The sequence below is a fragment of the Paractinoplanes brasiliensis genome (assembly GCF_004362215.1).
Classification (GTDB): domain Bacteria; phylum Actinomycetota; class Actinomycetes; order Mycobacteriales; family Micromonosporaceae; genus Actinoplanes; species Actinoplanes brasiliensis.
Genome location: NZ_SNWR01000002.1, coordinates 585,438 through 610,725 on the forward strand (window position 1 = coordinate 585,438; position 25,288 = coordinate 610,725).

Annotated in this window: 21 protein-coding genes and 1 pseudogene; 13 read left to right on the plus strand and 9 right to left on the minus strand. The window is 70.1% G+C overall.

Annotation, left to right across the window (positions count from 1 at the left end):
* Positions 1–51 precede the first annotated feature (51 nt).
* The 5 genes from C8E87_RS34675 to C8E87_RS34695 all read left to right on the plus strand — a co-directional run bounded on the left by C8E87_RS34675 (position 52) and on the right by C8E87_RS34695 (position 6,297).
* A complete protein-coding gene (locus tag C8E87_RS34675) occupies positions 52–3,024 on the plus strand; it encodes an AfsR/SARP family transcriptional regulator (RefSeq protein WP_239080485.1) in 2,973 nt (990 codons plus the stop codon).
* Positions 3,025–3,064: 40 nt separating this feature from the next.
* Positions 3,065–3,559 carry a hypothetical protein gene (locus tag C8E87_RS34680; protein WP_133877637.1) on the plus strand — a complete coding sequence of 165 codons (495 nt, stop codon included), beginning with the start codon at positions 3,065–3,067 and terminating at the stop codon, positions 3,557–3,559.
* Between the two features lie 16 nt (positions 3,560–3,575).
* Entirely contained in the window at positions 3,576–4,736 is a 1,161-nt protein-coding gene (locus C8E87_RS34685) for a NucA/NucB deoxyribonuclease domain-containing protein (protein ID WP_133877638.1), read from the plus strand.
* Positions 4,737–4,792: 56 nt separating this feature from the next.
* On the plus strand, positions 4,793–4,984 hold the full coding sequence (locus tag C8E87_RS34690) for a hypothetical protein (protein WP_133877639.1): 192 nt from the start codon (positions 4,793–4,795) through the stop codon (positions 4,982–4,984).
* A gap of 644 nt (positions 4,985–5,628) precedes the next feature.
* The gene (locus C8E87_RS34695; protein WP_133877640.1) at positions 5,629–6,297 is read left to right on the plus strand and encodes a hypothetical protein; all 669 of its coding nucleotides are present in this window, start codon (positions 5,629–5,631) and stop codon (positions 6,295–6,297) included.
* A 197-nt stretch (positions 6,298–6,494) separates the two neighbouring features.
* Here the strand turns inward: C8E87_RS34695 and C8E87_RS34700 are convergent, their stop codons facing one another.
* The 6 genes and pseudogenes from C8E87_RS34700 to C8E87_RS34725 form a co-directional block, all read right to left on the minus strand.
* Positions 6,495–6,884 (minus strand): hypothetical protein, encoded by a 390-nt coding sequence (locus C8E87_RS34700; RefSeq protein ID WP_133877641.1) that lies wholly within the window; start codon positions 6,882–6,884, stop codon positions 6,495–6,497.
* 257 nt (positions 6,885–7,141) lie between these two features.
* Entirely contained in the window at positions 7,142–7,615 is a 474-nt protein-coding gene (locus C8E87_RS34705) for a hypothetical protein (RefSeq protein ID WP_133877642.1), read from the minus strand.
* Between the two features lie 100 nt (positions 7,616–7,715).
* Positions 7,716–8,267: an RNA 2'-phosphotransferase gene (locus C8E87_RS34710; RefSeq protein WP_133877643.1), complete on the minus strand. Its 552-nt coding sequence runs from the start codon at positions 8,265–8,267 to the stop codon at positions 7,716–7,718.
* Between the two features lie 225 nt (positions 8,268–8,492).
* Positions 8,493–8,997, minus strand: a pseudogene (locus C8E87_RS34715) (AAA family ATPase); the annotation flags it as partial.
* 293 nt (positions 8,998–9,290) lie between these two features.
* A complete protein-coding gene (locus C8E87_RS34720) occupies positions 9,291–9,602 on the minus strand; it encodes a YxzC family protein (RefSeq protein ID WP_239080478.1) in 312 nt (103 codons plus the stop codon).
* Entirely contained in the window at positions 9,599–10,567 is a 969-nt protein-coding gene (locus tag C8E87_RS34725; protein ID WP_133877645.1) for an aminoglycoside phosphotransferase family protein, read from the minus strand. The genes C8E87_RS34720 and C8E87_RS34725 overlap by 4 nt, the downstream gene beginning before the upstream one ends.
* 525 nt (positions 10,568–11,092) lie before the next feature.
* Between C8E87_RS34725 and C8E87_RS34730 the strand changes: the two genes are divergently transcribed.
* Complete coding sequence (locus C8E87_RS34730; RefSeq protein WP_133877646.1) at positions 11,093–12,019, plus strand: class I SAM-dependent methyltransferase; 927 nt, start codon at positions 11,093–11,095, stop codon at positions 12,017–12,019.
* 292 nt (positions 12,020–12,311) lie between these two features.
* On the opposite strand, the gene C8E87_RS34735 is transcribed toward C8E87_RS34730, so the two are convergent.
* Positions 12,312–13,172 carry a helix-turn-helix transcriptional regulator gene (locus tag C8E87_RS34735; RefSeq protein WP_133879145.1) on the minus strand — a complete coding sequence of 287 codons (861 nt, stop codon included), beginning with the start codon at positions 13,170–13,172 and terminating at the stop codon, positions 12,312–12,314.
* A gap of 163 nt (positions 13,173–13,335) precedes the next feature.
* On the opposite strand from C8E87_RS34735, the gene C8E87_RS34740 reads away from it, so the two are divergent.
* The 4 genes from C8E87_RS34740 (at position 13,336) to C8E87_RS34755 (ending at position 17,219) form a co-directional block, all read left to right on the plus strand.
* The gene (locus tag C8E87_RS34740; RefSeq protein WP_133877647.1) at positions 13,336–13,965 is read left to right on the plus strand and encodes a class I SAM-dependent methyltransferase; all 630 of its coding nucleotides are present in this window, start codon (positions 13,336–13,338) and stop codon (positions 13,963–13,965) included.
* A 734-nt stretch (positions 13,966–14,699) separates the two neighbouring features.
* A complete protein-coding gene (locus C8E87_RS34745) occupies positions 14,700–15,692 on the plus strand; it encodes a methionine ABC transporter ATP-binding protein (RefSeq protein WP_133877648.1) in 993 nt (330 codons plus the stop codon).
* Positions 15,689–16,345, plus strand: coding sequence for a methionine ABC transporter permease (locus C8E87_RS34750; RefSeq protein ID WP_203720843.1), 657 nt, complete (start codon positions 15,689–15,691; stop codon positions 16,343–16,345). Before C8E87_RS34745 ends, C8E87_RS34750 begins: the two co-directional genes overlap by 4 nt.
* A gap of 55 nt (positions 16,346–16,400) precedes the next feature.
* Positions 16,401–17,219, plus strand: a complete 819-nt coding sequence (locus C8E87_RS34755) for a MetQ/NlpA family ABC transporter substrate-binding protein (RefSeq protein WP_133877649.1) — start codon at positions 16,401–16,403, stop codon at positions 17,217–17,219.
* Positions 17,220–17,226: 7 nt separating this feature from the next.
* Here the strand turns inward: C8E87_RS34755 and C8E87_RS34760 are convergent, their stop codons facing one another.
* A complete protein-coding gene (locus C8E87_RS34760; RefSeq protein WP_133877650.1) occupies positions 17,227–18,921 on the minus strand; it encodes an MFS transporter in 1,695 nt (564 codons plus the stop codon).
* Positions 18,922–19,001: 80 nt separating this feature from the next.
* On the opposite strand from C8E87_RS34760, the gene C8E87_RS34765 reads away from it, so the two are divergent.
* The gene (locus C8E87_RS34765; protein ID WP_133877651.1) at positions 19,002–19,931 is read left to right on the plus strand and encodes a M56 family metallopeptidase; all 930 of its coding nucleotides are present in this window, start codon (positions 19,002–19,004) and stop codon (positions 19,929–19,931) included.
* A gap of 6 nt (positions 19,932–19,937) precedes the next feature.
* Here the strand turns inward: C8E87_RS34765 and C8E87_RS43990 are convergent, their stop codons facing one another.
* Positions 19,938–20,099, minus strand: a complete 162-nt coding sequence (locus C8E87_RS43990; protein ID WP_166661380.1) for a hypothetical protein — start codon at positions 20,097–20,099, stop codon at positions 19,938–19,940.
* Positions 20,100–20,626: 527 nt separating this feature from the next.
* On the opposite strand from C8E87_RS43990, the gene C8E87_RS34770 reads away from it, so the two are divergent.
* Entirely contained in the window at positions 20,627–20,992 is a 366-nt protein-coding gene (locus C8E87_RS34770; RefSeq protein WP_133877652.1) for an effector-associated constant component EACC1, read from the plus strand.
* Positions 20,992–25,176 carry an nSTAND1 domain-containing NTPase gene (locus C8E87_RS34775; protein WP_133877653.1) on the plus strand — a complete coding sequence of 1,395 codons (4,185 nt, stop codon included), beginning with the start codon at positions 20,992–20,994 and terminating at the stop codon, positions 25,174–25,176. The genes C8E87_RS34770 and C8E87_RS34775 overlap by 1 nt, the downstream gene beginning before the upstream one ends.
* Positions 25,177–25,288 lie beyond the last annotated feature (112 nt).

Genomic DNA, 25,288 nt, shown 5'->3' on the forward strand with positions numbered 1-25,288 from the left:
GGTCACCTCACGATGGGACACGGGCGCCCGCAGCAGGGAGTCGCGTTGGCGGTGCTGGCTGAGCAGGCCGGCCGCCCGGTGCCGGTGGAGACGCTCGTGCGGTGTGTGTGGGGTGGTGCGCCGCCGTCGGGAGCGGCGCGGCTGCTGAACACCCACATCACCCGGATCCGCCGGATGCTCGAACAGGCCTGCACCGCCGCCGGTGACGCGGTGATCGAGGTGCCCCGCCGGGCCGGCGGCTATGTGCTGCACGTCGAGCCCGACCGGGTGGACCTGCACCGGTTCCGTCGCCTGGCGGCGCGGGCGGAGGCGCGCGACGGTCCGCCGGGCGACCGGATCGCGTTGCTGTGCCAGGCGCTGGCGCTGTGGCGGGGCGAGGCGCTGACCGGGCTGCCGGGCTCGTGGGCCGAGCAGGCCCGGCACGCGTGGAACCAACAGCGGTTAGCAGCGCTACTGGGTTGGGCGGCGGCGGAACTGGAGGCGGGCAACCCGTCCGTGGTGATTGACGCGCTGGTGCCGGAGGCGGCGCAGCACCGGCTCGTCGAACCGCTCGTGGCGACGCTGATGCGCGCGTTGGCCGTGGCCGGGCGGGGCGCGGAAGCCCTGGACCACTACGCGAAGCTGCGCGGACGCCTGGTCGAAGAGCTGGGCACCGATCCCGGTGCGCGGGTGCGGGCCGTCCACCAGGCGATCCTGCGCGGCGAGTTCGACGTACCGGAAGTGCGGCCGCGGCCCGACGTGGCAGCGCAGCGGGTGGTGCCGGCGCAGCTGCCCGCCGACGTCCCGGCGTTCGTTGGCCGTGCCGACGAACTGGCCCGGCTCGACGCGGTGTCCCGCGCAACCGGGACGGCGGTCGTCTCGGCGGTCTGTGGCCCCGCTGGCGTCGGCAAGACCGCACTCGCGATGCACTGGGCGCACCGGGTCCGCGACCGCTTCCCCGACGGGCAGCTGTACGTGAACCTGCGCGGCTACGACCCCGACCGACCGATGACCGCCGCCGGTGCCCTTGCCCTGCTGCTCGACGCGCTGGGCGTGGCCGCGCAGAACGTGCCCGTCGACTTGGACGCGCGGGCCGCGCGGTACCGCACCGAACTCGCCGGACGGCGCATGCTGGTGGTGCTGGACAACGCCGCGACCGTCGAACAGGTGCGCCCGCTGCTGCCCGGCACCGCGTCGTGCACCACGGTGGTCACCAGCCGGGACCGCCTCGCCGGGCTGGTCGCGCTGCACGGCGCCCAGCGCATCGAGCTGGATCTGCTACCCATCGCGGAGGCACGCGCCCTCCTGCGGCGGCTCATCGGCCACCGGGCCCATGCCGCGCCGGAGGCGACCACCGCGCTGGCCGAGCGGTGCGCTCGGCTGCCCTTGGCGCTGCGGGTCGCCGCGGAGCTCGCCGTCGGGCGCCCGCGCATGCCGCTCGGGGAACTCGCCAACGAGCTGGCAGACCTGCAGCGGCGGTTGGCGCTGCTGAACGCCGACGGCGACCCGCGAGCCGCCGTGGCCTCGGTGTTCTCGTGGTCGGTACGAAGTCTGCCGCCGGAAGTCGCTCGGGCGTTCCGGCTGCTGGGGCTGCACCCAGGTCCGGACTTCGACCGCTACGCGGCAGCCGCCGTGACCGGCACCGGCCTGGCCGACGCCGAGGCCGCTCTGGACGGGCTCGCCCGGGCGTATCTCGTCCAGCCGACCGCTCCGGGCCGGTTCGGCATGCATGACCTGCTGCGCGCCTACGCCAACCAGCTTGCCGCCACGCATGAGTCCGACGATGACCGGTGGGCGGCCCAGCTACGGCTTTTCGACTTGTACGTCGCCGCGGCCGGTGCTGCCATGGACGTCCTGTATTCCGACGAGCGCCGCCAGCGACCCCATGTCGAACACCCCACCACCCCCATGCCGGTCCTTGGCGACAAGGGCTCCGCGCGGCGCTGGTTGGACGCCGAGCGGCCCACCCTGGTCGCGGTCGCCGCGCGCAGTGCTATGAGCGGCCGCCCGGCACCGGCCGTGCGGCTGTCCTCGATCCTGCATCGCTACCTCGAGAGCGGCCACTACACCGATGCGCTGGACCTGCACACGCACGCCCACCGGGCCGCCCGCCTCGCCGGCGACGTGGCCGGGCAGGGGTGGGCGTTGTTCGGCCTCGGCACCACGCACCTTCGACTGGACCGGTACGGTCCGGCCGTCAAGCACCTCCGGCTGGCGCTGGTGCGGTTCCGGCTGGCCGGTGACCGCACCGGGCTGGCCCGCACGCTGAACAATCTCGGCAACGTCGAATCGCTGCGCGGGAACTACGAGGCGGCCGCCGCGCACCACCAGCACGCGCTGGCGCTGTCCCGGCAGCTGAGCGACCTGTCGGGCGAGGCCCGTGCGCTGGACGGCCTCGGCAACGTCGAACAGCGGCGGGCCAACAACGATGTCGCCGCCGGCTACCTCCAGCAGGCGCTGGCCCTGTATCGCCGGGCCGGCAACCGGTTCGGTGAGGCGAACGCGTCGACCAACCTTGGCCTCGCCGAACAGCGGCTGGGCCGCCACCGTGCGGCGGCCGAGCACCTCGAGCACGGCCTGGCGCTGTTCGAGCAGTTCGGCCACCGCTCCGGCGAGGCCGCCGCGCTGGACAACCTGGGCATTCTCCACAGCGGACTGAGCCAGCCCGAGCGGGCGGCTGGCTTTTTCACCCGGGCGCTCGCCCTCTACCGCGAGATGGGCGATCAGGAAGGGCAGACCTGGGCGCTCAACGGGCTCGGCGAGGCGGCCCTGAGCGCCGGCCGGCCCGGAGACGCCGATGCCCAGCACACCGCCGCGCTCGCCATCGCCACGGACATCGACGCCCGCGCCCAGCAGGCCCGTGCGCACACCGGGCTGGGCCACGTCCACCGCACGCTGGGCGACCCGGACCGGGCCGGCCACCACTACCGCCTAGCGCTCGCGATCTACGTGGATTTGCGGTCCCTCGAGGCGGACACGGTACGGGAGCACCTCGCCGCGCTTGCGTCGACTCCCCGTCAACCCGGTGTCAATCGCGACGGGTGAACCTGGTGCGGACGCTCACTCTCGTCGATGGAGGTCACAGATGTCCGCTACCAACGCCGTGCGCCGTCGCGTGGGCAGGTTACTGTCCGCCACCCTCGTGGCCGCCGCCCTGGCCACCTTCCTGGCACCGCCACCGGCCCACGCGACGCTCGGACCGCCGGTGCAGGTCGACATCCAGTTGCGCGGTTCGTCGGGCGCCTACCAGGTCTTGGTCGGTCGGGTCGTCGGCACGATCGAGTTCGACGACGGCGCCTCCGCCTACCGGTTGTCATTGGTGTTGTGCCGGCAGTCCAGTTACACGACACCCACCGTCCGGGTCAACGTCAACGGCGTACTGGAGCACAGCATCCAGCAGGACAGCGTGTACCGGTCGCAGATCTGCGGTGGGCACGGTCTGTCCGGGGAACTGGTTCGCACCTTCTCCTACCCCGGTGTCGTCGAGAACATCTCGATCGGCATCCAGGGCGTGTACTTCGATGGCTCGACCGCACGACCCGTCGGCGACGGCGCCTTCTACCCCAACCCGTACTACTAGGCCGGCGGGTGATCCCATGCTGATCCGCAGACTGGTGACCACGGCGGTGGCGGTGCTCATCGCGACGACCGCCATGCCGCTGCCGGCGAGCGCCCAACCGGCATCGCCGGCAATGACCCCGAAGTGTGCCGAGCAGGCCCGCAACGACGCGGCCCTGGCCAGATCGCGGGCGACCACCGCGAAGATGACCTGCGTCGACACGGTGGCACCGAACACCGGCACGACGACCGCGCTGGCGGTGCCCAGCACCTGTGCTGACAACGACTTCATCTACACCCGGTTCACCGCGTGCGTCATCCGGGCCGCCATCATGTACGTCTACGAGATACCGACCGGAAGAGTCGTCGGCCACATCAAGTACCGCTTCGACTCCTACATCACCACGTCGGCGTCGTCGAACCACTGGACGCTCCAGCAGGACTTCGAAATCCTGGAGACCTCGGGCAACCTGGCCGGCACGTTCTTCACCGGCGACGGAGCCTGCCAGCCGTCGTGCACCGCGGACGTGTCGTTCCCGAACCGGCCGTTTTCGACCGTTGGCGCGAAAATGAGCGCCACCAACACGTCGACCTCGACGTCGATCACGCCGGGCTCCAATGCGGTGCAGAACCACCGCACGACCATGCGTCACTGGTTCCACAACGTCGCCTGGGAATACCGGGCGTCCGACAAGATCCCGCTGGAGCCGGGACAAATTCGGTGCGACGGCGAATATACCGTCGTCGGCTGCACCTTCCCGGTCCGGCCGGTCTTCACCATCGCGGCCAGGCCCGGCATCATGAGCTTCGCCAAGCACGTCAAGATGTCGCTGGACTACCAGCTACCACGCGTCCTGACCCGTATGCGCGACGAGTTCAACGCCACGCAGAACGGCAACAAGGCCTGTCCGGCCAGGATCCCCAAGCCGTCGAGCGACTGGAGTTGCGACGAATACCCGTTCCGCTCCACCTTGCAGGGGGCGTTCACCAGCAACGCACCGTACGGCCGCACGTTCGCGGGTTGCCAGATTGACCTGCCGGACATCCCCATCCGTCAGCCCGGCGACGCCGGCGGCTACAACATTTGCCTGATCCCGGCGACCGAGAACACCGCCGGTGGTCTGCTGCTCAAGGCGTTCTACCGGGACAACCGGGTGCTCGACGGTGAGCGGTTCATCGTCGTCGTCACCGGCATCTGAAACCCCCGATCCGGCGGGACCGTGACCACGCGTGGCGCGGTCCCGCCGGATCGCAGATGACGCGGGCGGTGAGTTCTCCGCCGTCTACGCGGTGGGTTGGCCACACCACCCATGCCGTCCGCCTGGCCAACGCCGGCCGTCAAGAGCAGGCCTTGGCCTCGGCCGAGGAAGCCACCGGCATCTACCGTCGGCTGGCCGCGGCGAACCCGGACGCCTACCTGCCCGACCTCGCGGGGTCGGGCAGGTAGGCGCTTTTCTGTCGGAGCTGGGGCGTCGGGAGCAGGCATTGGCCTCGGCTGAGAGGCCGCCGTCTTGCGCTAAGAGCTCGACGAGCCGGGCCCTGAAGGGTCAGGCACGCAGTAATGGCCGCATTCAACGGCAGGCGTCATGGGACGTTTACATGTGATACGGCCTTTGTTCGAAAGTTCAGCCACCGCATCTGATTGCTTCACGCGTCCGACTCGTCCGCGAGCGTGTACGCCTGCAAGCGATCTTCTCGGGCGGTCCGGCTATCGCGCCTCCGGCTGCCGCTGGCGATATTCGACTACATAAGGGAGGATCGCCGAGCGCAGCGGCGTCCGGATTTGCTTGATATGCAGGTAAGTGCGGGCGAGAGCGGACGTGGCCCATGAAGCGCCGCACGCGTGATGGCCGTGAGGCGTACGAAGCGTTCCTCCGCGGGGCGCCCCGCCGGGTCGGAGCGCAGTTAGCTCCCGGTGGTCCGTCATTCGTGCCCGGCCCCCGAGCTCCCCGTAGCCGCGAGCCGCGCCCTCGGCATAGGGGTTGTCGGAGTTCGTCGTGACGTCGGCCGGACGGCGGATGCGTCGTGTCCTGGCATTGATTTAGGCTCTGCATCCCTCCGTGAATAGATGGGCTGGTCGTCATTAGTCGAGTGGATCTCGTCGTGCCGGCACGTTTGATTTCGAGTGTGCGGATGCCGGCGCTGGCCGTCACTACCGGTGGGATGGACGTCGATTGGGTGGAGGTCCCGATAAGTCGCTGGCGAGCCATGCGGCGGCCGATGCAGAGGCTCCCGTTGGATCCGCGTAGCGCGCGACGTGCACGTCGGTACATCCGGTTCGAGCCGTGGTCCTCGATGGCGCGGCTGGCCCTGCTCTTTGCCTGGGCGACCGTCAACGCCTTGAACCCGTTCGCGGTCAGCCGGCCGATCATGCTCGTCGCCTGGCTCGCTCTCTTCTTGTGGTCCATCCCTCCTCTCGGTGGCGCGTTGCCGCGACAGACGCCGTACGTGACCCCAGCAGGTGACCTGCGTGTACCGGAGGTTCCGATCGAGGTCGCCAAGGAATGGGTGAGACTGAACCCAGGAGTTGTTCCTACCATCGAGCCGCTTCCTCGGCCTCGTTCTCGCCGCTGGTACGCCACCTGGTCAGCGGTCATGCTCATCGTGGCGGTCGCTCTGCTTACGGTGCTTACGAACGACGGGCGGGAAGACTCCGGCATCGCCTGGATCGGTGTGCTGGTTCTGATCTTCGCCGGCGGCGCCACGGCTCTGAAGACGTTGCCGCCAGGTTATATCCGCTTCGAGCACAGCGATTCCTGATCGCGACAGTATCTCTGTCTCTGCGGTCGGTCGCCGCGAGCCGCGTCACCGGAGGCGACGCCTCGATCGGATATCCGGTTCGGCCGCCGACCGCGCGTGCTGGCTACTGAGCGCTGTCACGCGGTGTGATCAGCGCCGGCCTGGCTTGGCCGCACGCCCGTAGCCGAGATGAGGGCGCGGCGGTTTGTTCGGTGCCGCTATGCAATGGCCGGATCGAAGTCCTCTGGCGTGCTGGCGTATCGAGCCTCGAAGGCGCCGGACAACGTCGAGTCGCCGGGAACCAGCTGATGGTAGGCATCGCTGAGCCGGTTCTCCGCGTCCTCGTCGTCGGAATCGCTGGAAGCAGCCGGGAGCTCCCGGATCAGAGAGCCAAGGTCGTCCAGCCCGAGGTAGCGGCAAGCGCTGGCGGCGGCGGCGATCTGAGCGGGATCGCAGCTGTCGGCTGCATGATTCGGGCCGCCGTTCATCACCATGCCGTGGACCAGGAGTAGCGCACCAAGGTGGCGGTCACCGATGCCCTCGCCCTGGTGCATGCATGCGCGGTTCCAGACGATATCGGCCGGCCTGGGTTCGAAGGCATCAGGCACCACGTCAGTGTGCCAGTCAGGCTCTGGGGATGATCGTCGTTCGCTCGATGACCGCAGATATCGACGGCTGGAAGAAGTAAACGGCGTACCAAGGTCTCGCTCGGTGTCGACGGCGCCTGAAAGTGGATTTGTTTTCATGCGTCCTTGACATACCCAGACTGCGGCTACGAACTCGCGCGAGGGGCTCATCGTCGGCCGCCGAGCGTACGCGGCGGCAGGTGGACGGACCCCCGTCACGCCGTGTCGCGCCAATCGGGTTAGCTCAGCGCACGCTCGTGCCCAGATGAGTCCGTCGTCCAGGCGGTAGGGCCGGGCGACTTTGTCCGCGCACTCTGAGCAGGTGGCCGTATCGCGGCGCCGAAAAGGGTGATCCATAGCGGAAGGAATGCCATCAACCACGTCCAGGACAGGCGGGAACTCACCACCACGGTGACTTCCGTGGCCCGGGTGTCGCTGAGGTTGGCCGACAAGGGCGCGACCCCGGCATCGATGATTGGGGCGATCATGATGCAGAAGAGCAACGCGCCGACCGCGGCCGCCGGGGTCGCCTCGCGGAGTGCGTCGCGCCAGCCGGCCGAGCGTGGCAAACGGTAGAGGCAAACAAGCAAGATCGTGAGGACTATGCCGGAGGTGGCATCAAACGGCTCATAGCGGCCCTCGGCCGAGCTGATTGCGACGATGCCCGCGACGGCTACGCCAGTCAACGCGACCAGGTCGGTTCCTCGACTCATGGGCACAAGTTACTGGGCCTGCTCCCCGGACCGGTGATCCTGCGGCGCCCATGGAGTCCAGCAAGAACGTCCAGGGCACTCTCATACCGCGATCCGAGCATTAGTCCATGTCCCCGGCGTTCAGGTATTGCGCCGGCACGGCATCTGTGAGCCAGACACCGTTGGCACTGCGGTAGAAGAGGTGCCCGTCGTCTGCCATCGCCTTCGCGTCGACCGTGAGGACGATGACCGGGCCGGCGCGGCGGGAACCGACGCGCCGAGCGGTGTCTGTGTCGGCGGACAAGTGCACATGGTGACGGCGAGCGCGGTTCAGGCCCGTAGCGCGGATCGAGTCAAGCGCGGCAGCGCTGGTCCCGTGGTAAAGCCATCGTGGTGGTGGCTGCGCCACGAGCAGGAGGTCGACCGGGACTGAATGCCCCTGATTCGCCCTGACGCGTTCGATTCCGTCCGTACCGCACTGGACGGTGTAGCGTTGCTTGTCATCGCCGGCAACGACAGTGTCGAGTTCCGCTCGGCTGATGCCCAGAGCGGCGAGGAACTCATCGACCGGAACCCAGCCGCCCCTCTCCAGCAGTAGGCCGAACCGGTCAGGCGCGTGCCTCAACGCCAACGACATCCGCTTGCTCAACTTGACAATGTTTCGATGGTGCATAGCCGTATTGTCACCGGCCGACACCCGTTTCCTCGAACGATTTCTCGTGCTCGCCGGTCCCGAACTGGACGCGGTGCCCCACGGAATGTAATGCGCTCCACAATCAACCGTCCTCGTCGGTCGTGGCGGTCCGGCGCACGCGGCGGGGATCGAGGTAGCAGACCGGTGCCGGCACGGTGCCGGCAGGCGTCTCGAGCGATTCGACGATTCGTTCGACGACATCTTCCGGCGCCGCTCTCGTGGTATCGCCGACGAGGTCGTAGTTACGCAGCCAGGTCTTGTCGACGCCGTATCGCGACAGGAACCGCTGCCGTTCGCTGTCGCTGCGAAGGCCCAATTGGCGAGCGGCCTCGTCCAGGTCGCGATAGTTCTCGACCGGGTCGCCGACCCGGCCAAGCACGCGCCGCACCGCCACGATCGGCTCGGTGACCAGGTGCACCTTCAAGGCGTCAGTGAAGAAGTACCAGGCCAGCCGGCTGTCGACCACCAGACGCTCGCCGCCGGCCGCGATGTCATGCTGCAGCTGGTCGATGTAGTGGTCAACCTTGTCGTCCAACTCCGCGTGCACGTTGAACTGCAATGCGGTCATGCCATGCTCCGCGGCCATCCGACGATAAAGATCCCCGATGCTGACCCGGCGCACCCCCAGCCGGTCCGCCAGCATCACCGACACGGTGGTCTTGCCACCGCCGAGATCACCGTTCAGGACGACCGTCCGGCCTCGCATCATCGGCCAACGGTAACGGTTCGGAGTACCGGCGTGGCGTCGAGAAGATCGGCACCGTCTACCCACAGGGACGTCCCCGCCCCCACCCTCGCCGTCGAACGACCCAAGGTCACGTGCACGGATTTGCCGCGTCGAGGGCGTTGCCGCCCTTGTCGGCAGCGACGCACCGTGAGTTACGACTACCTCTTCTGTTTCCGATCAGCCTGTTGCTGTCCCCCGTCGACGAGCGTGTGCTGCGCGCAGCAGTGGCCGCGTACCTGGGCCGGTACCGTGGTGAGTCCCGTGTACACACCGGCTCATTGCTCCACCTGTTCGCCATCGTGCAAGTAGCTGCCGTCCATGCCGGGCAGATCGATGCCGTAAAGAAGTCCGAGCGCCCACCACACGGCATCGTCGACGACCAGCTGATCGCCTGGAGTCACGTGCCATTGAGCAGCCCACCGGTCTGCTTCGTCACGGGTACGCGTGCCGGCCAGCACGGCGGTGAACCACTCTTCGATCTCTTCCCGGGAGGGCGAAGGCCCGGCCATTCCTACAACCTGCCGCACTCGGTCGGTAGACGCACGGATCAGCCGCCGATCGTGCGTGTTGCGGCTGTTGTGGTTCATTGACATTCGGTAAGCCAGCCGGTCCATTCGGGGATCCGGCGCAGCGACTTCGCGGTGCCGTTCAGGCGGGCGAGGCATTCGGTGGCCGCTCGTGCGCGGCCGGCGGGATCGTCGCCGCGGTGGCCCAGAGCGCGCCACAGGAGCCACTCGGCTGTGCGCAGCTGCCCGTCTACGATGCCGTGGAACAGGGCCGGGTCGGCTGCGATCGGGCGACCTCCGGCCCGGCGGTAAGCGGCGATGGTGCGTGCGAAGGGTCGTTGCTGTTCGAATCCCATGGCCAGGGCGGAGCGCAGGAGTTCGTGTTCGGCTGAGTCGGGGCCGGCGCTGTCCCAGTCGAGCAGGACCGGCCCGGTTGCGGTGAGCAGGACGTTGTCGTCTTTGATGTCGCGGTGGCTGGCGACCGGCGTCAGCTGTGGGCTGGGCCGGGCGAGGTGCGCCAGCGCCGCGGCAACCGTCGGCAGGTGCCGGCGGATCCGTTGGGTGAAGTGCGTGTCGTGACCCCTGAGCCATTCGTGCCAGGCGTCCAGCGGGTACAGGCAGGGCTGCGGGGTCAGGGTGCCGCCGTCTCGGCGGTGCAGGACGGTGAGGGTGGCGCCGGTCCAGTCGGCGAGATCGTCGTCGGGTTCGGTGGGGTTCTGCCCCTCGCACCAGCGGTGCAGCTGCCAGCGGTGCTGGATGCCGTCGAGGGCGAGTTCGGCTACCCGGGGGCGCAGCCGTTCGGGCACGCTGACACCGTCGGCGGACGCGGCCCGTTCGATGTCGGCCGCGGCGTGGTAGGCGTCCCACCACCACTGCTCAGCGACGACGTTCAGCCGCTTGGCGGCGTATCGCCCGGTCCCTGTATGAAGGTGGAACACCGCGTGGGAGATGCCTGCGTCGACGCGGGCCAGCGGTGCGACCGGCCGACCGACGTCGAAGGCAGCGGCGACAGCTTCCGCCCATCGCCAGTTCGGGTCTTCACCCATTGCCCGGCAGCCGGGCGCGGACCGCAGCCGTACTCCTGCGCATCAGCGAATCGTAGGGAGTTATCGGCGCTGCGACATCCGGATTTGCCGTCGAGAGAGCGTGTCCGGAAGGTGTCGATCAGGTCGTGCCGTGACCGGTGCGGGCGTCGGCCGCCGCGAGTCCGGCGCGCATCGCGTCTCGCGCTTCAGGTTCCCACGGCCCGGAGCAGGCCAGGGGAATCTCGGCCATGGCCCGATCCTCACCCACCCGGCTGGCACCGAGCCACCGAGAAATCCACCCGGCCAGGGCTTCGACCATCACGCTGCGTGCCTACCGCTGCGGCGACCGTCGCACTGTCGTGCCGATGTGGGTACACGTGATCTTGATGGCAGGGCCGACGATCGGTACGGCTTCCGCCTGTGCGGTGAATCGGTCATCCTTTGTTACCGCGCGGTGACCAGGCACGTGTCGGCGTAAACCAGAGCACGGCTGAGTCGTGCGGGAATTGGGTGGTCCGATCCGCACGTCGTCGCTACGGTCGCGTGGTGGCCTACCAGCATCCGCTCGCTTACACGTTGGGGCTCGAGGGCGTGTCGTTGCTGCGTGCCTTCGCCGGCGACTACGACCGGGACTTCGTCGAAGCGCGGATCAGCGAGGTCCGGCGCCTTCTGGACAGCCCTGCACTGGACGGTGCCGGAGTCACCGCGGAGCAGGTCGACTCCCTGAACGGCTACAAGGTGTGGTCCGCGACCTATGATCAGCCAGGTAATGGGTTGTTCGCTGTCGAAGAACCCATCGTGCACGAGATCCTCGGCGCTCTGCCTCTGGGCGTGGCCTTGGACGCGGCTTGCGGCACCGGCAGGTACACCGGGTACCTGGCCGAGCAGGGCCACCACGTCATCGGCGTCGACAGTTCCCCGGACATGCTTGCTCACGCTCGTATCCGCGTTCCGAACGCGGAGTTGCGGCAGGGCGACCTGCGCGATCTTCCCCTGCCTGACGACCATGTAGACGTCGTCGTGTGTGCGCTGGCGCTGACTCACCTTCCGGATGTCGGGCCGGCGATCACCGAGTTTGCCCGAGTCCTGCGTCCTGGCGGCCATCTGGTGATCACGGACGTGCACCAGGAACTCGTGGCGTTGGGCTCAGTGCCGCGCGTTCGTGCTGCCGACGGTGATCCTGGGCTACTTCCGGCTTTCCGGCATCGGGCTAGTGACTATCTCCGCGTCGCCTTGCCGTTGGGCCTGCAGGTACGGCGGTGCGAGGAACCTCGGATGCTCGGCGATGCCAGCGGGAACATGCCCGCGGAAATCGTGACGGGACCGTGGGACGCATGGCCTTGGTCGCTGCTGGGCATCGTCCCGGCGGCATTCGGCGCCGCCTGGGACGGAACACCGAGCCAAATTATCTGGCACTTCCAACTGGCGACAAGCGCAACCCCAGCTGCTGCCCCTTCTTCCACTATGCGCTGAGCTGGTCCTGACACCGTTTCCTATCGATGATGGTGGACGAGGCCCGACCCGAGACCGAGCGGCCGATCAGACCGTATCGAGCGGCAACGGCGCCATTGCCGAACTCTCGCCGCCCCCGATCTGAGTCGTTCCGGCCCTCCGACCGCATGATCACGTGCGCGGATCTGCCGCCGAGCGCGTGCGGACCACGGGGATCGGCTACAGAATGTGACGCCGTTGCGGACCCTGCGCATGCTGATGGCCGATGTGCGAGCACCTGATCTTGTTGATCGGTCGGCTTGTGGCCACTCGGTCAGCGGCGCCGCCAGAGCGCGGGTGTGATCTGGTGCTCGGTCCGGAAACGTCGGATGAAGTAGCTGGCGTCGGGAAAGCCGACCCGGTGGGCGATCGCTGCCACCGTCAGGTCGGTCTCGGTCAGTAGCTGACGGGCCTCCTGCATGCGCCGCTCGGTGAGCCATTGCTGCACGGTTCGGCCGGTCCGGCGGCGTACCGAGGTGGTCAGGTGTCCCGGGGTCAGCGCCAGTTCGCCGGCCACGTCGGCCAGCGAGATCGGTTCGGCGAACCGGTGCTCGATGACGTCGAACACCGCGGCCAGCAGCGGTTCGTCGGCCGCGCGCAGTTCACCGGCGACGTCACGGGCCAGCCGGGCTGCCGCGACCAGCACGAGCATCAGGTGTGCGAGCGATGCCTCCGACCATCCGGTTCCACGGGTCTGCAGCTCGCTGTCGAGTGCGCTGATCCGCTCCACCCAGCTGGGCCGCTGTTCCGGTGGGACCCGCAGCCGCTGCGTCCGGTCGGCGCCGCAGGCGAACGGGAAGAGCAGGGGGTGGGCTCGCCACGAGTATGCCCCGCCGCGGATCACATCGGCCGGGAAGAACACGACCCATCCGTCCTCGATGATTCGGTCGGCGGGCTGCGGAAAGGTCAGCACCTGGCCTGGCGCGATCACAAACAGATCGCCGTCGGTCACGGTCCATGCGCGGTCGTCGATCAGGAAGCTGCCGCCGGCGCGATGTGCGTACAGGAGGACCAGGAAGTCGTGCGTATGCGTCTGCGGGCCGGGTAGCGGCTGCGGCGTCAGCGGCTGGTCGGGCAGCCGGGTCACCGCCACCGGCGGGATGCCGGGTAACCGGCGGAACACCGCGACCGGCACGCCGCCGGTGGTCCGCCGGGCCATGCGAGTCGGTCGTGCGTGCGCCGGAGCATCGGAAGAATGTCCTATCCCTGCCACGGATCCGGCGATGTCCTCGCTCTTCTTGGGCACAACGCTGAGGGTACGACCGAAGTTCGTCTGATCACTACCACGGGAGGCTGTCATGACCGGAGCCGTACGGCCGTACATCCCGGCGATGGGCCGGCACTGGATGCTGTTTCTCTACGACCCGTTCACCCGGGCGGCCGGCATCTCCCAGGTGCACGGGCAGCTGCTCGATCGCGCCGGCGTTCAGCCCGGCCACCAGGTGCTGGAGGTCGGCTGCGGACCCGGCGACCTGCTCATGCGGCTCGGCCGCCGAGTGCCGGAAGCCGGCCTGATGGGGATCGACCCCGACCCGGCCGCGCTGCGCAAGGCCCGCCGCAAGGCCGCCCGCCGTGGCCTGACGGTGCAGTTCACGCTCGCGTACGCTGACGAGCTGCCGCTGCCGGACGACAGCCTCGACCGGGTGCTGTCCTCCTACATGCTCCACCACCTCGACGAGGAGCCACAGGTGGCGGCGATGCGCGAGATCCGCCGGATCCTGCGCCCCGGTGGCGAGCTGCACCTGCTGGACGCGGACGGGACACCACGCCCGGGCACGCGCGGCCACCAGCACCCGCGGCTGGCCGGGCACACCCCGGAACGGATCCAGGCGGTCATGCGCCAGGGTGGGCTGACCGAGGTCTCCCAGACCGGCCACGGCAGCCGCCGGATCGCCGGGCACTACGCCTTCTTCCGCGCAGTCGCCTGAGACCGCGGGCGCCTTGGCGGGCCCTGCCGAATGGGAACAATGGCATCGGGTCACCCGCACAGCGATCACCAAGCAGCACGTGACCACCCTCGCGGACAGGGCCACATCGGACAGCACCCGCCTGGTCCACTCGCACTGCGCCGGGCAACCGGCGCCCGCAAAGACCCGGCACCGTTCTACGCGACCCACACCCTCCGGGGCTTGCCCGAGCTGTATGCCGCGACGAGTGGCACGCACGGTTCCGAGGTAGCCCCGACGCAGCAGCGCATCGGGGCTACCCGACAGCGCGGGTCGGCCGCTGCCGGCTGCCTCGGCCGGACGGTTACTGCGACGCAATGGGTTTACGGCCGCGACAGTGTGGCGCGGAACGAACCGCCGGGACGCGACAGATGGTTCCTGAACAGGGAAAACAAGGTTCTCATTCGGCCACATACCGTCCTCTCCCGTTCGGCGTCCGGACCCCCGTACGGCCGGATCACCCGCTCCCCGGCGGCGACCCTGCGGAGCCCGTACGTGCTGAGGGGTCGCTCGGTCGGGTGCTGGTGATCGGCATCACGAACGGGGCGGCCCGGCGATGGTTAACGTTGAGTGAGCACATCGGTCAGGGCCGACAGCGGTGACGGTCGTTACAGCGGGTGGAGCCCTGCGCCGCGACGGACTAGCGTGTCGATGTCTTCAAGCCTATCGGTAATGTGGGTTTTCGAGATCGTCGATGGTGTCTGTCAGGGTGCGGTGTGATTGAGATCAGTGGGCTCCGGAAGGCGTACCGGGGCAAGGGGCGGCGTGACCACGAGGTCGTGGCAGTCGACGGCGTCGACCTCACGATCGGCGAGGGCGACGTCTTCGGCGTGCTCGGGCGCAGCGGCGCCGGCAAGAGCACGCTGTTGCGTTGCGTCAACATGCTCGAACGCCCCGACGCAGGCACGGTCTCGGTCGGCGGGGTCGAGCTCACCACACTCAGCCGGCGGCGGCTGCGCCAGGCCCGCCACGGAATCGGGATGATCCACCAGCATTTCGCGCTCCTCTCCTCCCGTACGGTGGCGGGGAATGTTGCTTTTGCGCTGGAAGTGACCGGCGTTCCCCGCGCCGAGCGCCGGACCCGGGTCGCGGAGCTGCTCGAGCTCGTCGGGCTCAGCGAGCGCGCCGACGCGTACCCGGGTCAGCTCTCCGGCGGTCAGAAGCAGCGCGTCGGCATCGCCCGCGCCCTCGCCGCCCGTCCCAAGGTGCTGCTCTCCGACGAGGCGACCTCGGCGCTCGACCCCGAGACGACCGACTCGATCCTGCGGCTGCTGCTCGACCTCAACCGGCGGCTCGGCCTCACCATCCTGCTGATCACCCACGAGATGACGGTCGTGAAGCGGATCTGCCGGTCCGCCGCCGTCATGCGCGACGGGCGGTTCGTCGAGTCGGGCCCGGTCGCCGAGCTGCTGCACCGGCCCGGCTCCGAGCTTGCCCGCGACCTGTTCCCGCTCGACGACTTCACGACGGTCCCGGGGCAGACCGTGATCGACGTCTCGGTCAGTGGCGAGGACGCCGACGCGCCGCTGCTCACCGAGGTCGCCCGCGAGCTCGACATCGACGTACGGGTGCTCAGCGGCTCGGTCGAGACCCTGGCCGCGGGGCGGGCCGGGCGGTGGCGGCTCGGCGTCCCCGGCGACGGCGCCGCCGCCATCCACCACCTGCGCTCGCGTGGCGCCGTCGTCACCCTGCCCGAGGAGAAGCCGTGACCTGGTCCGAGTTGTCCGACCTGCTGGCCGTCGGGCTGCGGGAGACGGCGTGGATGGTCGGCGTCTCCACCGTGCTGACCGCGATCGGCGGCCTGCTGCTCGGCGTGCTGCTCGTGCTGACCGCGCCCGGTGGCCTGCTCGCCGCGCCGGTGGTGTCGTCGGTGCTGGGCTTCGTGGTGAACGTGGCCCGCTCGCTGCCGTTCATCATCCTGCTGGTCGCGGTCATCCCGTTCACCCGGGCCGTGGTCGGCACGACGATCGGCACCGACGCCGCGATCGTGCCGCTGACCATCGGCGCGATCCCGTTCTTCGCCCGCATTGTCGAGGCCGCGCTGCGGGAGGTGCCGCCCGACGTGGTCGCCGCGGCCACCGCGATGGGCGCGACCCGCACCCAGATCGTCGGCAAGGTGCTGCTGCGCGAGGCCCGTCCCGGCCTGGTCGCAGGTCTCACCATCACCGTCATCGCCCTGGTCGGCTACTCGGCCATGGCCGGCGTGGTCGGCGGCGGGGGTCTCGGCGACCTGGCCATCCGGTACGGGTACCAGCGCTTCGAGACCGAGGTCATGGTCGCCACCGTGGTCGTCCTCGTGGTCTTCGTCCAACTCGTCCAGATGGCGGGCGACGTCCTCGTCCGCCGGCTCTCCCACAAGTAGGACCGGCTCTCCACGGAGCCGGCCACCCACAAACAGGTAGTAAGAAAGGTCGACCATGCGCCGCTCACTCGCCGCAGTCGTCACGTCCGCCGCGCTCCTGCTGGGCCTCGCGGCGTGCGGTGGCAATGACAGCGAGTCCGCATCCTCCAGCGACACGCTGAAGGTCGGGGTCAGCCCCGTGCCGCACGGTGAAATCCTCAAGTACGTCGCCGACAACCTGGCCGCCAAGGAAGGCCTGAAGCTGGAGATCGTCGAGTTCAACGACTACGTCCAGCCGAACGTCGCGCTGCAGGAGAAGCAGCTCGACGCCAACTACTTCCAGCACATCCCGTACCTGGACGAGGAGGTCGCGTCCAAGGGCTACAAGTTCACCGCGCTCAAGCCGGTGCACATCGAGCCGCTCGGCGTGTACTCCAAGACGGTCAAGAGCATCAACGACGTGCCGGCCGGCGGTGTGGTCGGCCTCCCGAACGACCCGTCGAACTCGGGCCGCGCGCTCAACCTGCTCGCCGCCAACGGGCTGCTCACGCTGAAGGACGGCGTCGGCGTGAAGGGCACCGAGAAGGACATCACCGGCAACCCGAAGAACCTGAAGTTCAAGAGCCTGGAGGCGGCCCAGCTGCCGCGCAGCCTCGAGGACACCGCGATCTCGGTGATCAACGGCAACTACGCGATCGAGACCGGGCTCAAGCCGGCCACCGACTCGCTGGCCCTGGAGAAGGGCGAGAACAACCCGTACGCGAACCTGGTTGTGGTCCGCACCGGCGACGAGGGTGACGAGCGGGTCGTGAAGCTGGAGAAGCTGCTGCACTCGCCCGAGGTCAAGAAGTTCGTCGAGGACAAGTACCAGGGCTCGGTCCTGCCCGCGTTCTGATCGACGGCTACGCGGCCGTGGTGTAGCGGGTGCTGAGCCTTCGATAGGGGCGGCTGCGCAACGCCACGGCCGTGACGATCAGGCCGGCCACTCCAGTGATCATGAAGACCAGGGCGAGCCCCCGGGCGGCGCCGGTGCCGAACCACGAGCCGATCAGGCGGGCGCCGGCGCCGTCGGTCATGAACGGGATGAAGACGAACTGGGCCAGCGGCGAGATCAGGAACGCGGTCAGCGGGGATGCGGCCTGCTCGACGCTCTGCGCGAACCCGAAGACCCGGCCCTGACGCTCGTACGGAACCACCTTCTGCAGGATCGTCTGCTCGGCTGCCTCGGCGTACGGGACGACGAGCATGTACGCGTACAGGCCGATCGCGAGCCAGATGATCGAGGCGCGCAGGGGGAACAGCAGGGTCACGGTCCAGCACACGATGTTGATCAGCAGCAGGAGCCGCACCGGGTTGTGGCCCAGCCCGGTGCGCGAGACGAGCAGCCCGCCGACGATGAAGCCGGTGCTCAGTACGCCCCAGAGCAGGCCCCAGCCCTGCACGGACATCATCGAGAGCCCGTACGCGTCGAGCAGCGCCATGAAGACGCCACCGAGCAGGTTGTTGAACGCCGAGAAGATGATCAGGGCGGTGAGGCCCGGGACGCCGGCGATCACGCGCATCGTGCCCCGCAGGTCGATCCCGCCCGAGTTCGCTTCGGCGCCGGGAACCGGTGGGATCTTTACCCGCGGATCGGCGTCGGCCCGCTGCGAGGCTGAGGCTTCCGTGCCGAGTTGCGCGCCGGCACCTGCTGGGGCGGTGGTTGCGGCGGAAGCTCCTGGATTCGGAACGGCGGCGCGGTCTTGGGGAGCGGCTGGGGGCGGGGTGGCTCCCGCCGCTGCTTCGATCCTGGCGGGGACCGCGGGAGCGCCGGCCGGGGGCGCAGGGGCCGGGGCTGCGGAGATCGGAGGCGCAGGGGCCGGGGCTGCGGAGATCGGAGGCGTAGAGGCTGGGGCTGCGGAGATCGGGGGCGCAAGGGCCGGGTCCGCAGTGATCGCGGGCGCTGGGAACGAGGGGGCGTCGGCCGGAAATGCGTCGGACGCCGTGGTCAGGCTGGTGGGCACCCGTACCAGGGCGAGGTGGGTGAGGGCGAGCGCCAGCACGACGATGCCGGTGACGAGCACCCAGAGCATGCCGCCGAGCGCGACCAGCAGGCCGCTGATCACCGAGGTGACCAGGAACGACACGCCCGACGCGGTGCCGACCAGGCCGTTCGCGCGGTCGCGGGTGCCCTCCGCGATCAACGCGGTGACCATGGTCGGCAGCGCGATCGTCCGGATGTTGCCCGCGATCACCCCGACCATCAGCAGGACGATCAGCCCCCACAACGGCACACTCGCCGGATCGCGGAACTGCTCGCGCGGCGTCAGCTGATAGAGGACCAGGGCCAGCACGTACGTGGTGAGCGAGATCCCGGCCGAGATCTGCATCATCGTCTTCTTGGGGTGGTGGTCGACCAGGCTGCCGAACCAGATCCCGGTCAGCGCCGTCATCACCAGGAAGATGCCCGAGATGACGCCGGTGGCGAAGACCGACCGTGTCTCCAGGTACGTGTAGAACGTGATCGCGAACCAGACGGTGAAGTTCGTGACCGACACGAGCAGCGTGTTGACCAGCAGCTGGTAGAAGACGCGCACGTGACCTTGGATGACCGGCATGGCCCCCACCGTATGACCTGAAGCACCCTTCAGGTCCAGCACCGCCGGGTGTATGACTGGGGGGCCGTGGAGGAGGCCCCGTGTTCGATCATTTTGTGGTCTCTGTTGTCGTCTGTCCCGTGCTGGTCGCGCTGGCCGTGCGGTGGCTGGCCGACCGGTTACGCCCCGAGGCGGCCGTGACGGTGCTGGTCATCTCGGTTGTCAGCGCTGCCGCGGCGGGTCTGGTCAGCCTGGGCACGTTCACGGTGAAGGCGATGGCCGAGCTGCACCCGGTGGCCGTCCGGCTCGGGTTCTCCGACGCGGTGGTGCGCGCCGACACCTCGCGGGAGCCGTGGGTGTCCGGCCTGTCCGTGGTGCTGCTGCTGGCCGCGGTGGCCGGCATGATCCGGGTCTGGCAGCGGCACCGGGGTGAGAACGCGGTGGCCGCCGAGTTCCGCGGGCTGCCGGTCGACGCCGACCGGGTCGCGATGATCGACGACGTACGGGCCGAGGCGTTCGCGGTGCCCGGCCGCCCCGGGCGGGTGGTGGTGACGACGGGCATGCGGTCGGCCCTCGACGACCAGCAGTACAGCGCGTTGCTCGCCCACGAACGGGCCCACCTCGACGCGCGGCACCACCACCTGGTGCTGTTCGCGCGGCTGGCCGCGGCCGCGCACCCGGTGTTCCGGTGGCTGACCCGGCGCATCGAGTTCCTGGTCGAGCGCGCGGCCGACGAACGCGCCGCGGAACAGGTGGGTGACCGCCGGGTGGTGGCCCGCGCGATCGGTGTGGCGGCGTTGCGCGCTTCCGGCAGCCGGGTCGGCCTGCCGATGGCCCCCTCGGGCAGCGACCTGCGCCGTGCGGGCGTGGTTCCCCGCCGGGTCGCGTCGTTGCTGGCGCCGCGCTACGCCGCGGGCCTGCTCGCCCTGGTCACAGTGCCACTGGCGGTGGCCGCGGGCTCGCTCATCTGGACCGGCGAGTGCGTCGCCGACCTGGGCGAGCTCCTCTACACCGCGGGCATGCTGCATTGACCGGCCCTACGCGACGGGTCGAGCGCTCAACGGCTTGACGGCGATCACCTGTCCGGCGATTTGGTTCAGGGCCGGGCCGGCGCCGGCGAGCGGCCCGGCGCGGATGTGGTTGTCGACCCGCTCGGCCAGCCCCACGCGATTGGCGGGGCGATGACCGGGTTCGATCACGCGGCGGTGAACACGCGTCAGCCACCATGGGCATCAGCGGCCCGACGTTCGAGGAGCGGCTGACCGACGCGTGACGGCTGTTTTCGCAGTGGCACGCTGGTCGATCGGACACGTCGGACCGGGGCGCGGTCAGCGGAGCTGACCCGCACCGGCGCTGGTCCTGGTGTGCCGCCCGGCTGTGAGGTCACGAAGGTGCGCGGTGGCAGTGACGCGGCGGGCGTCCGCACTGACGACCTCGCGCTGGTCGTGCGGTTGGCGACGGCGCACGGCGATGGGTGTGGCGCGCGTCCTGCTCAGCCCACCACCACGGCCCGTGGCCGCGCTACGGCCTGTCGTTTCGCCTGGCTTGCGAGGAACCCCGCGAGCGGCGCTGGTGCGGTTGATGGAGGCGACGTGGCGTACGGGAAACCGGTGTCGAACTTGATCTTCGAAAATGGACGCACTCGATCGGGGTAAGCGGTTGGGGTGCAAAAACTCGGCCTGTCCGCCGTCCCGGGGCAAGGGCGGGCGCGAGTACTACTGTCCACGTGCGAATACTGCTGACCGCTCGTGGCGCCGAGTCGGGCGGGGACGAGCTGCGCGCCATGCGCCGGTGGCTGGTGGCCGAGGAGGAGTTCCGCGGACGGGTCGAGCTGGTGGAGGCGCCCGTCGTGCCGGGGCATCTCGGGCCCGCGCTCGATGCGCTCAGCGTGCTGCTCGGGTCGTCGTCGGGGGCGCTCGCGACGATGCTGGTGGAGTTCCTGCGTACGCGTAAGGGGCGCGTCGAGGTGACGGTGACCCGCTCGGACGGCGCCGCGGTGACATTGAACGCGGAGCGGGTGCGCGACATGTCGCCCGCGAAGATGGCCGAGTTCACGGCGGAGGTCAGCCGGACGTTGCGGGACGTCGACTGATGGCCGACCTGACGGGCAGCGGGGTGCGCGTGCTCGTGGTCGGGGCCGCGACGTACCGGGGCGGTTCGCCGCTGCTCGACGTGCCGGCGGCGGCCCGGTCGGCCCGGGCGGTGGCGGACGCGCTGGTCGGCTACTGCGGGGTGGACGCGGACTCGGTCGAGGTGCTGATCGATCCGGCCGGGCCGATGCAGCTGCTCAAGGCCACGGTCGCGGCGGCGCGGGAGGCCGGGGAGACGTTCGTGCTGTGGTATTCGGGGCACGGGCTGCTCAACCCGGACGGCGAGCTGCACCTGGCCACGCAGACCACCGTCCGCGGTGACGACCCGCTGCTGCCGTTCACCGCGCTCGACTACCACCAGCTGGCGCTCGCGCTGGGCGAGACGGGGGTGGGCACGTCGATCGTGGTGCTCGACTGCTGCTTCTCGGGGCGCGCGAAACCGCCCACCCTGCGCAGCGCCGTGCTGGCCTCGGCCGAGCGGGACGCGTTCGCGCTGGCCGAGCCGGGGGCCGAGCTGACCTCGTTCGCCGGCGCGTTTCTGCGTGTTCTGCGCGAGGGCGACGAACAGGGGCCGCGCCGGCTCACCCTGCACTACGTGCGGGAGCTGCTGGCCCGGCGGATGATCGCGCAGGACAGACCGGTTCCGCAGTTCCAGACCACCAACCAGGTCGGCGACGTCGTCGTCACGATCAACCGCGCGTACGCGGAACCGGTCGTGGACGAGCCACCCGCGGGCCCCGCGACGCCGGACGACGGCCGGTCGCCCTACCGGGGGCTCGACGCCTATCTGGAGGAGGACGCGAGCGTCTTCCACGGCCGGGCCACCGTGACCCAACGGCTCGTCGAGCGGGTGCGCCGGGCCAGCTGGTCGGGCGGGATCTGTGTGGTGATCGGGCCGTCGGGCAGCGGGAAGTCGTCGGTCCTGCACGCCGGGATGCTGGCCAAGCTGCGCGCGGGGGCGTTGCCGGGAAGCGAGCATTGGCCGTCGGTCTCGATGACGCCGGGGCGGGACCCGTTCGGCACGCTGGCCGGGCGGCTGGCCGAGCTGACCGGGCTCGCGCTGCCGGGCGTAAGGGAGAAAATGCTGCAGGACCCGGCGCGGTTCCTGGCGCGGATCCCGCCGCGCGGCGCCCGGCCGGTGCTCGTCATCGACCAGTTCGAGGAGATCTTCACGCTGGTCGAGGACGAGGAGGAACGGCGCTCGTTCGTCGAGCTGCTGGCGGTGGCCGCGGCGGGAACCCGGTACGGGCCGGCCGCGATCGTGGTGCTGGGCGTGCGCTCGGACTTCCACGGCCACTGCACGGCGCTGCCCGCGCTGGCCGCCGCGCTCACCGACGGGCATGTCGTGGTCGGTCCGATGAGCCGGGACGAGTTGCGCGCGGCGATCGTGGAACCGGCCACGGTGAAGGGGCTGCGGCTCGAGGACGGGCTGGTCGAGCTGCTGGTCCGCGACGCGGGGACCGGCGCGCTGCCGTACCTGTCGTACGCGTTGTTGCGTACTTGGCAGCTGCGCGAGAACAGGGTGCTCAAGGCCTCCTCGTACGCGGCCGTGGGCGGGGTTGCTGGGGCCATCGAGCAAGCGGCCGAACGGACGTACCAGCGGCTCGACGAACCGGGCCGGCGCGCCGCTCGCCGGCTGTTGCTGCAGCTGGTCAGCGTGGGCGCGGACGCGCGAGCGGACACCGGGGCGATCGTGGACCGCTCGGCGCTGCCCGCGAGCCACACCCCGGCCCTGGAGGCGTTCGTCCGGGCGCGGCTGGTCAACGCCGACGGGCCCGAGGTGCGGATCGCGCACGAGGCGCTGATCGGCTCGTGGGACCGGCTCGCCGGGTGGCTGCACGAGGACCGCGACGCCGCCCGGCAGCGGCAGGAGCTCGCCTCGGCGGTGGCGGCCTGGCAGACGGAACCGGGGGACCCGGCGCTGCTGCTGCGGGGCAGCCGTCTCGAACAGGCCACGACGTGGGCGAAGGCGCACGACGAGATGGTGGACGAGAACGCCCGGAGCTTCCTGGACGCGTCGCAGCGGCTGGCCCGGCGAACGGTCGCCCGCAGGCGGGCAGGGATCGGGCTGCTGGCCGCGCTCACCCTGCTGGCCTCGGGCGCGGCGGTGACCGCCGGGACGCAACGGGCCGAGGCGCTGCGGCAGCGCGACAACGCCGTCACCAACGAGATCATCGCGCAGGCCGACCGGTTGCGGGCCACCGACGCCGCGCTGGCCGCCCAGCTCGACGTCGTGTCGTACCGGCGGCGGCCGACGGTTGCGGCGCGCTCGAAGCTGCTCAACGATCAGAACCTGCTGCTGGCGCGGCCGCTGGCGGGGCACACCCGGACGGTGTGGTCGTCGGCCTGGCGTCCGGACGGGGGCCTGCTGGCCACGGCGAGCGGGGACGGGACCGTACGGCTGTGGGACACCCGCGACCCCGACCGGCCGGCGCCGCTGGGCGAGCCGCTGCGCCACGACGACGAGGTGCGGTCGGTCGCCTTCTCGCCGTCCGGGCGGATGCTCGCGTCCTCGGGCATCGACGGCTCGGTTCGGTTGTGGGACGTGGATTCCCGTACGGCGGTCAGGTGGACGGCGCATCGCGGCGCGGCCTGGAGCGTGGCTTTCCGGCCGGACGGGCAGGCGGTCGCCACCGGGGGAGCGGACGGACGGCTGCGGCTGTGGTCGACGACCGGCAAACCGCTCGGCCCGGCCCTGGTCAACGGGGCGAGCGCGGTCGAGGTCGTCGCGTTCCAGCCCGACGGGAAGGCCCTGGCCACCGCGGATCGCGACGGGCGGATCCGGTTGTGGGACATGACCCGCGGCGTCCCGTCGGCTGAGTTGCCCCGGGGACACACCGCGGAGATCAGCGCGATGTCGTTCCACCCGGGCGGGCGGGTGCTGGCGACCACGGCGTTCGACGGCACGCTGCGGCTGTGGGACGTGCGCGCCCGCAAGAGCGTCGGCGCGCCGCTTGAGGGGTCGGACACCGGGTTCGGGTCGGTGTCGTTCGGCGGGGGCGGGCGGGTGCTGGTCGCGGGGGATCTGGACGGGACCGTACGGCTGTGGGACACGGCCGATCCGGGGGCGCCCCGGGCGTTGACCACGCAGACGTTGAGCGGCCGCAGCGGGGCCTGGACGGCGGCGGTCAGCCCGGACGGGCGCAGCTTCGTGACCGCGGGGGACGACGGGCGGGTCTACCAGTGGCGGTTCCCGCCGACGATGCTGGACGGGGTTGCGGGTTCGTTCGGGCAACTGCTGCACGTGGTGGAGGGCGATTCCACCGTACGGGAGTGGGACCTGCGCGACCCGGCGGCGCCGCGCCCGGGGGAGGGGTTCGGCAGCGGGCTCACCGGGGGTGTGTGGGCCATGGCGGAGGCGGCGGGGTTGCTCGCCGCGGGTGACACGAACGGGCGGGTCGCCGTCTTCGATGCCCGTACGCGGCGGCGGCTGGCGCTGGTGCATCGGGCGGGCACCCGGCAGGTGCACTCGGTGGCGTTGCGGGCCGACGGGAAGCTGCTCGCGGTGGCGGACCTCGACGGTTCGGTGCGGCTGTGGAACCTTCACACCCCGGCGCGTCCGGCTCTGCTGCCGTCGAGTTTGCCGCCCGCGCTGACCAACGTGGCGTTCAGCCCGTCGGGGGCGCTGCTCGCGGCGGGGGACAGCGATCGGGTGGTGCTGTGGGACGTTACTGAACCGGCGCGACCGGTGCAGGTGGGGCCGCCGCTGACCGCGCAGGCGTCGGGGTACCTGCGGGTGGCGTTCAGCCCTGACGGGCGGTTGCTGGCCACGACGAGCTTCGACAAGACCGTACGGCTGTGGGACGTCAGCGACCCCCGGCGGCCGGTGGCTCGTGGCTTGCCGGCGGGGCACAGCGCCGGGGTCACGGCGGCGGCATTCTCGCCGGACGGGCGGGTTCTGGCTACCGGCGGGGCGGACAAGACCGTACGGGTCTGGGACATCTCTGATCCGGGCGCGCCGGAGGCCGTGGGGGAGGCGTTCACGGGGCACGTCGGGCCGGTGACCGGGGTGCTGTTCACCGCGGACGCGTCCGCGGTGGTCAGCACGGGAGGGACCGGCAGCCGGGTGTGGCCGCTCGACCCGGCGCGGGCGATCGACCGGATCTGCCGTACGACTCGGGGCGTGCTGACCGAGGACGTGTGGCGTGCCTCGTTCCCGGACGTGCCGTTCGCTACCCCTTGCTGATGTGCCCCGCCGTCTTGCTGATGTTCCCCGCTGTCTCGCTGATGTGCCCCGCCGTCTTGCTGATGTGCCCCGCTGTCTTCCTGATGTTTGCCGCTGTCTTCCTGATGTGTGC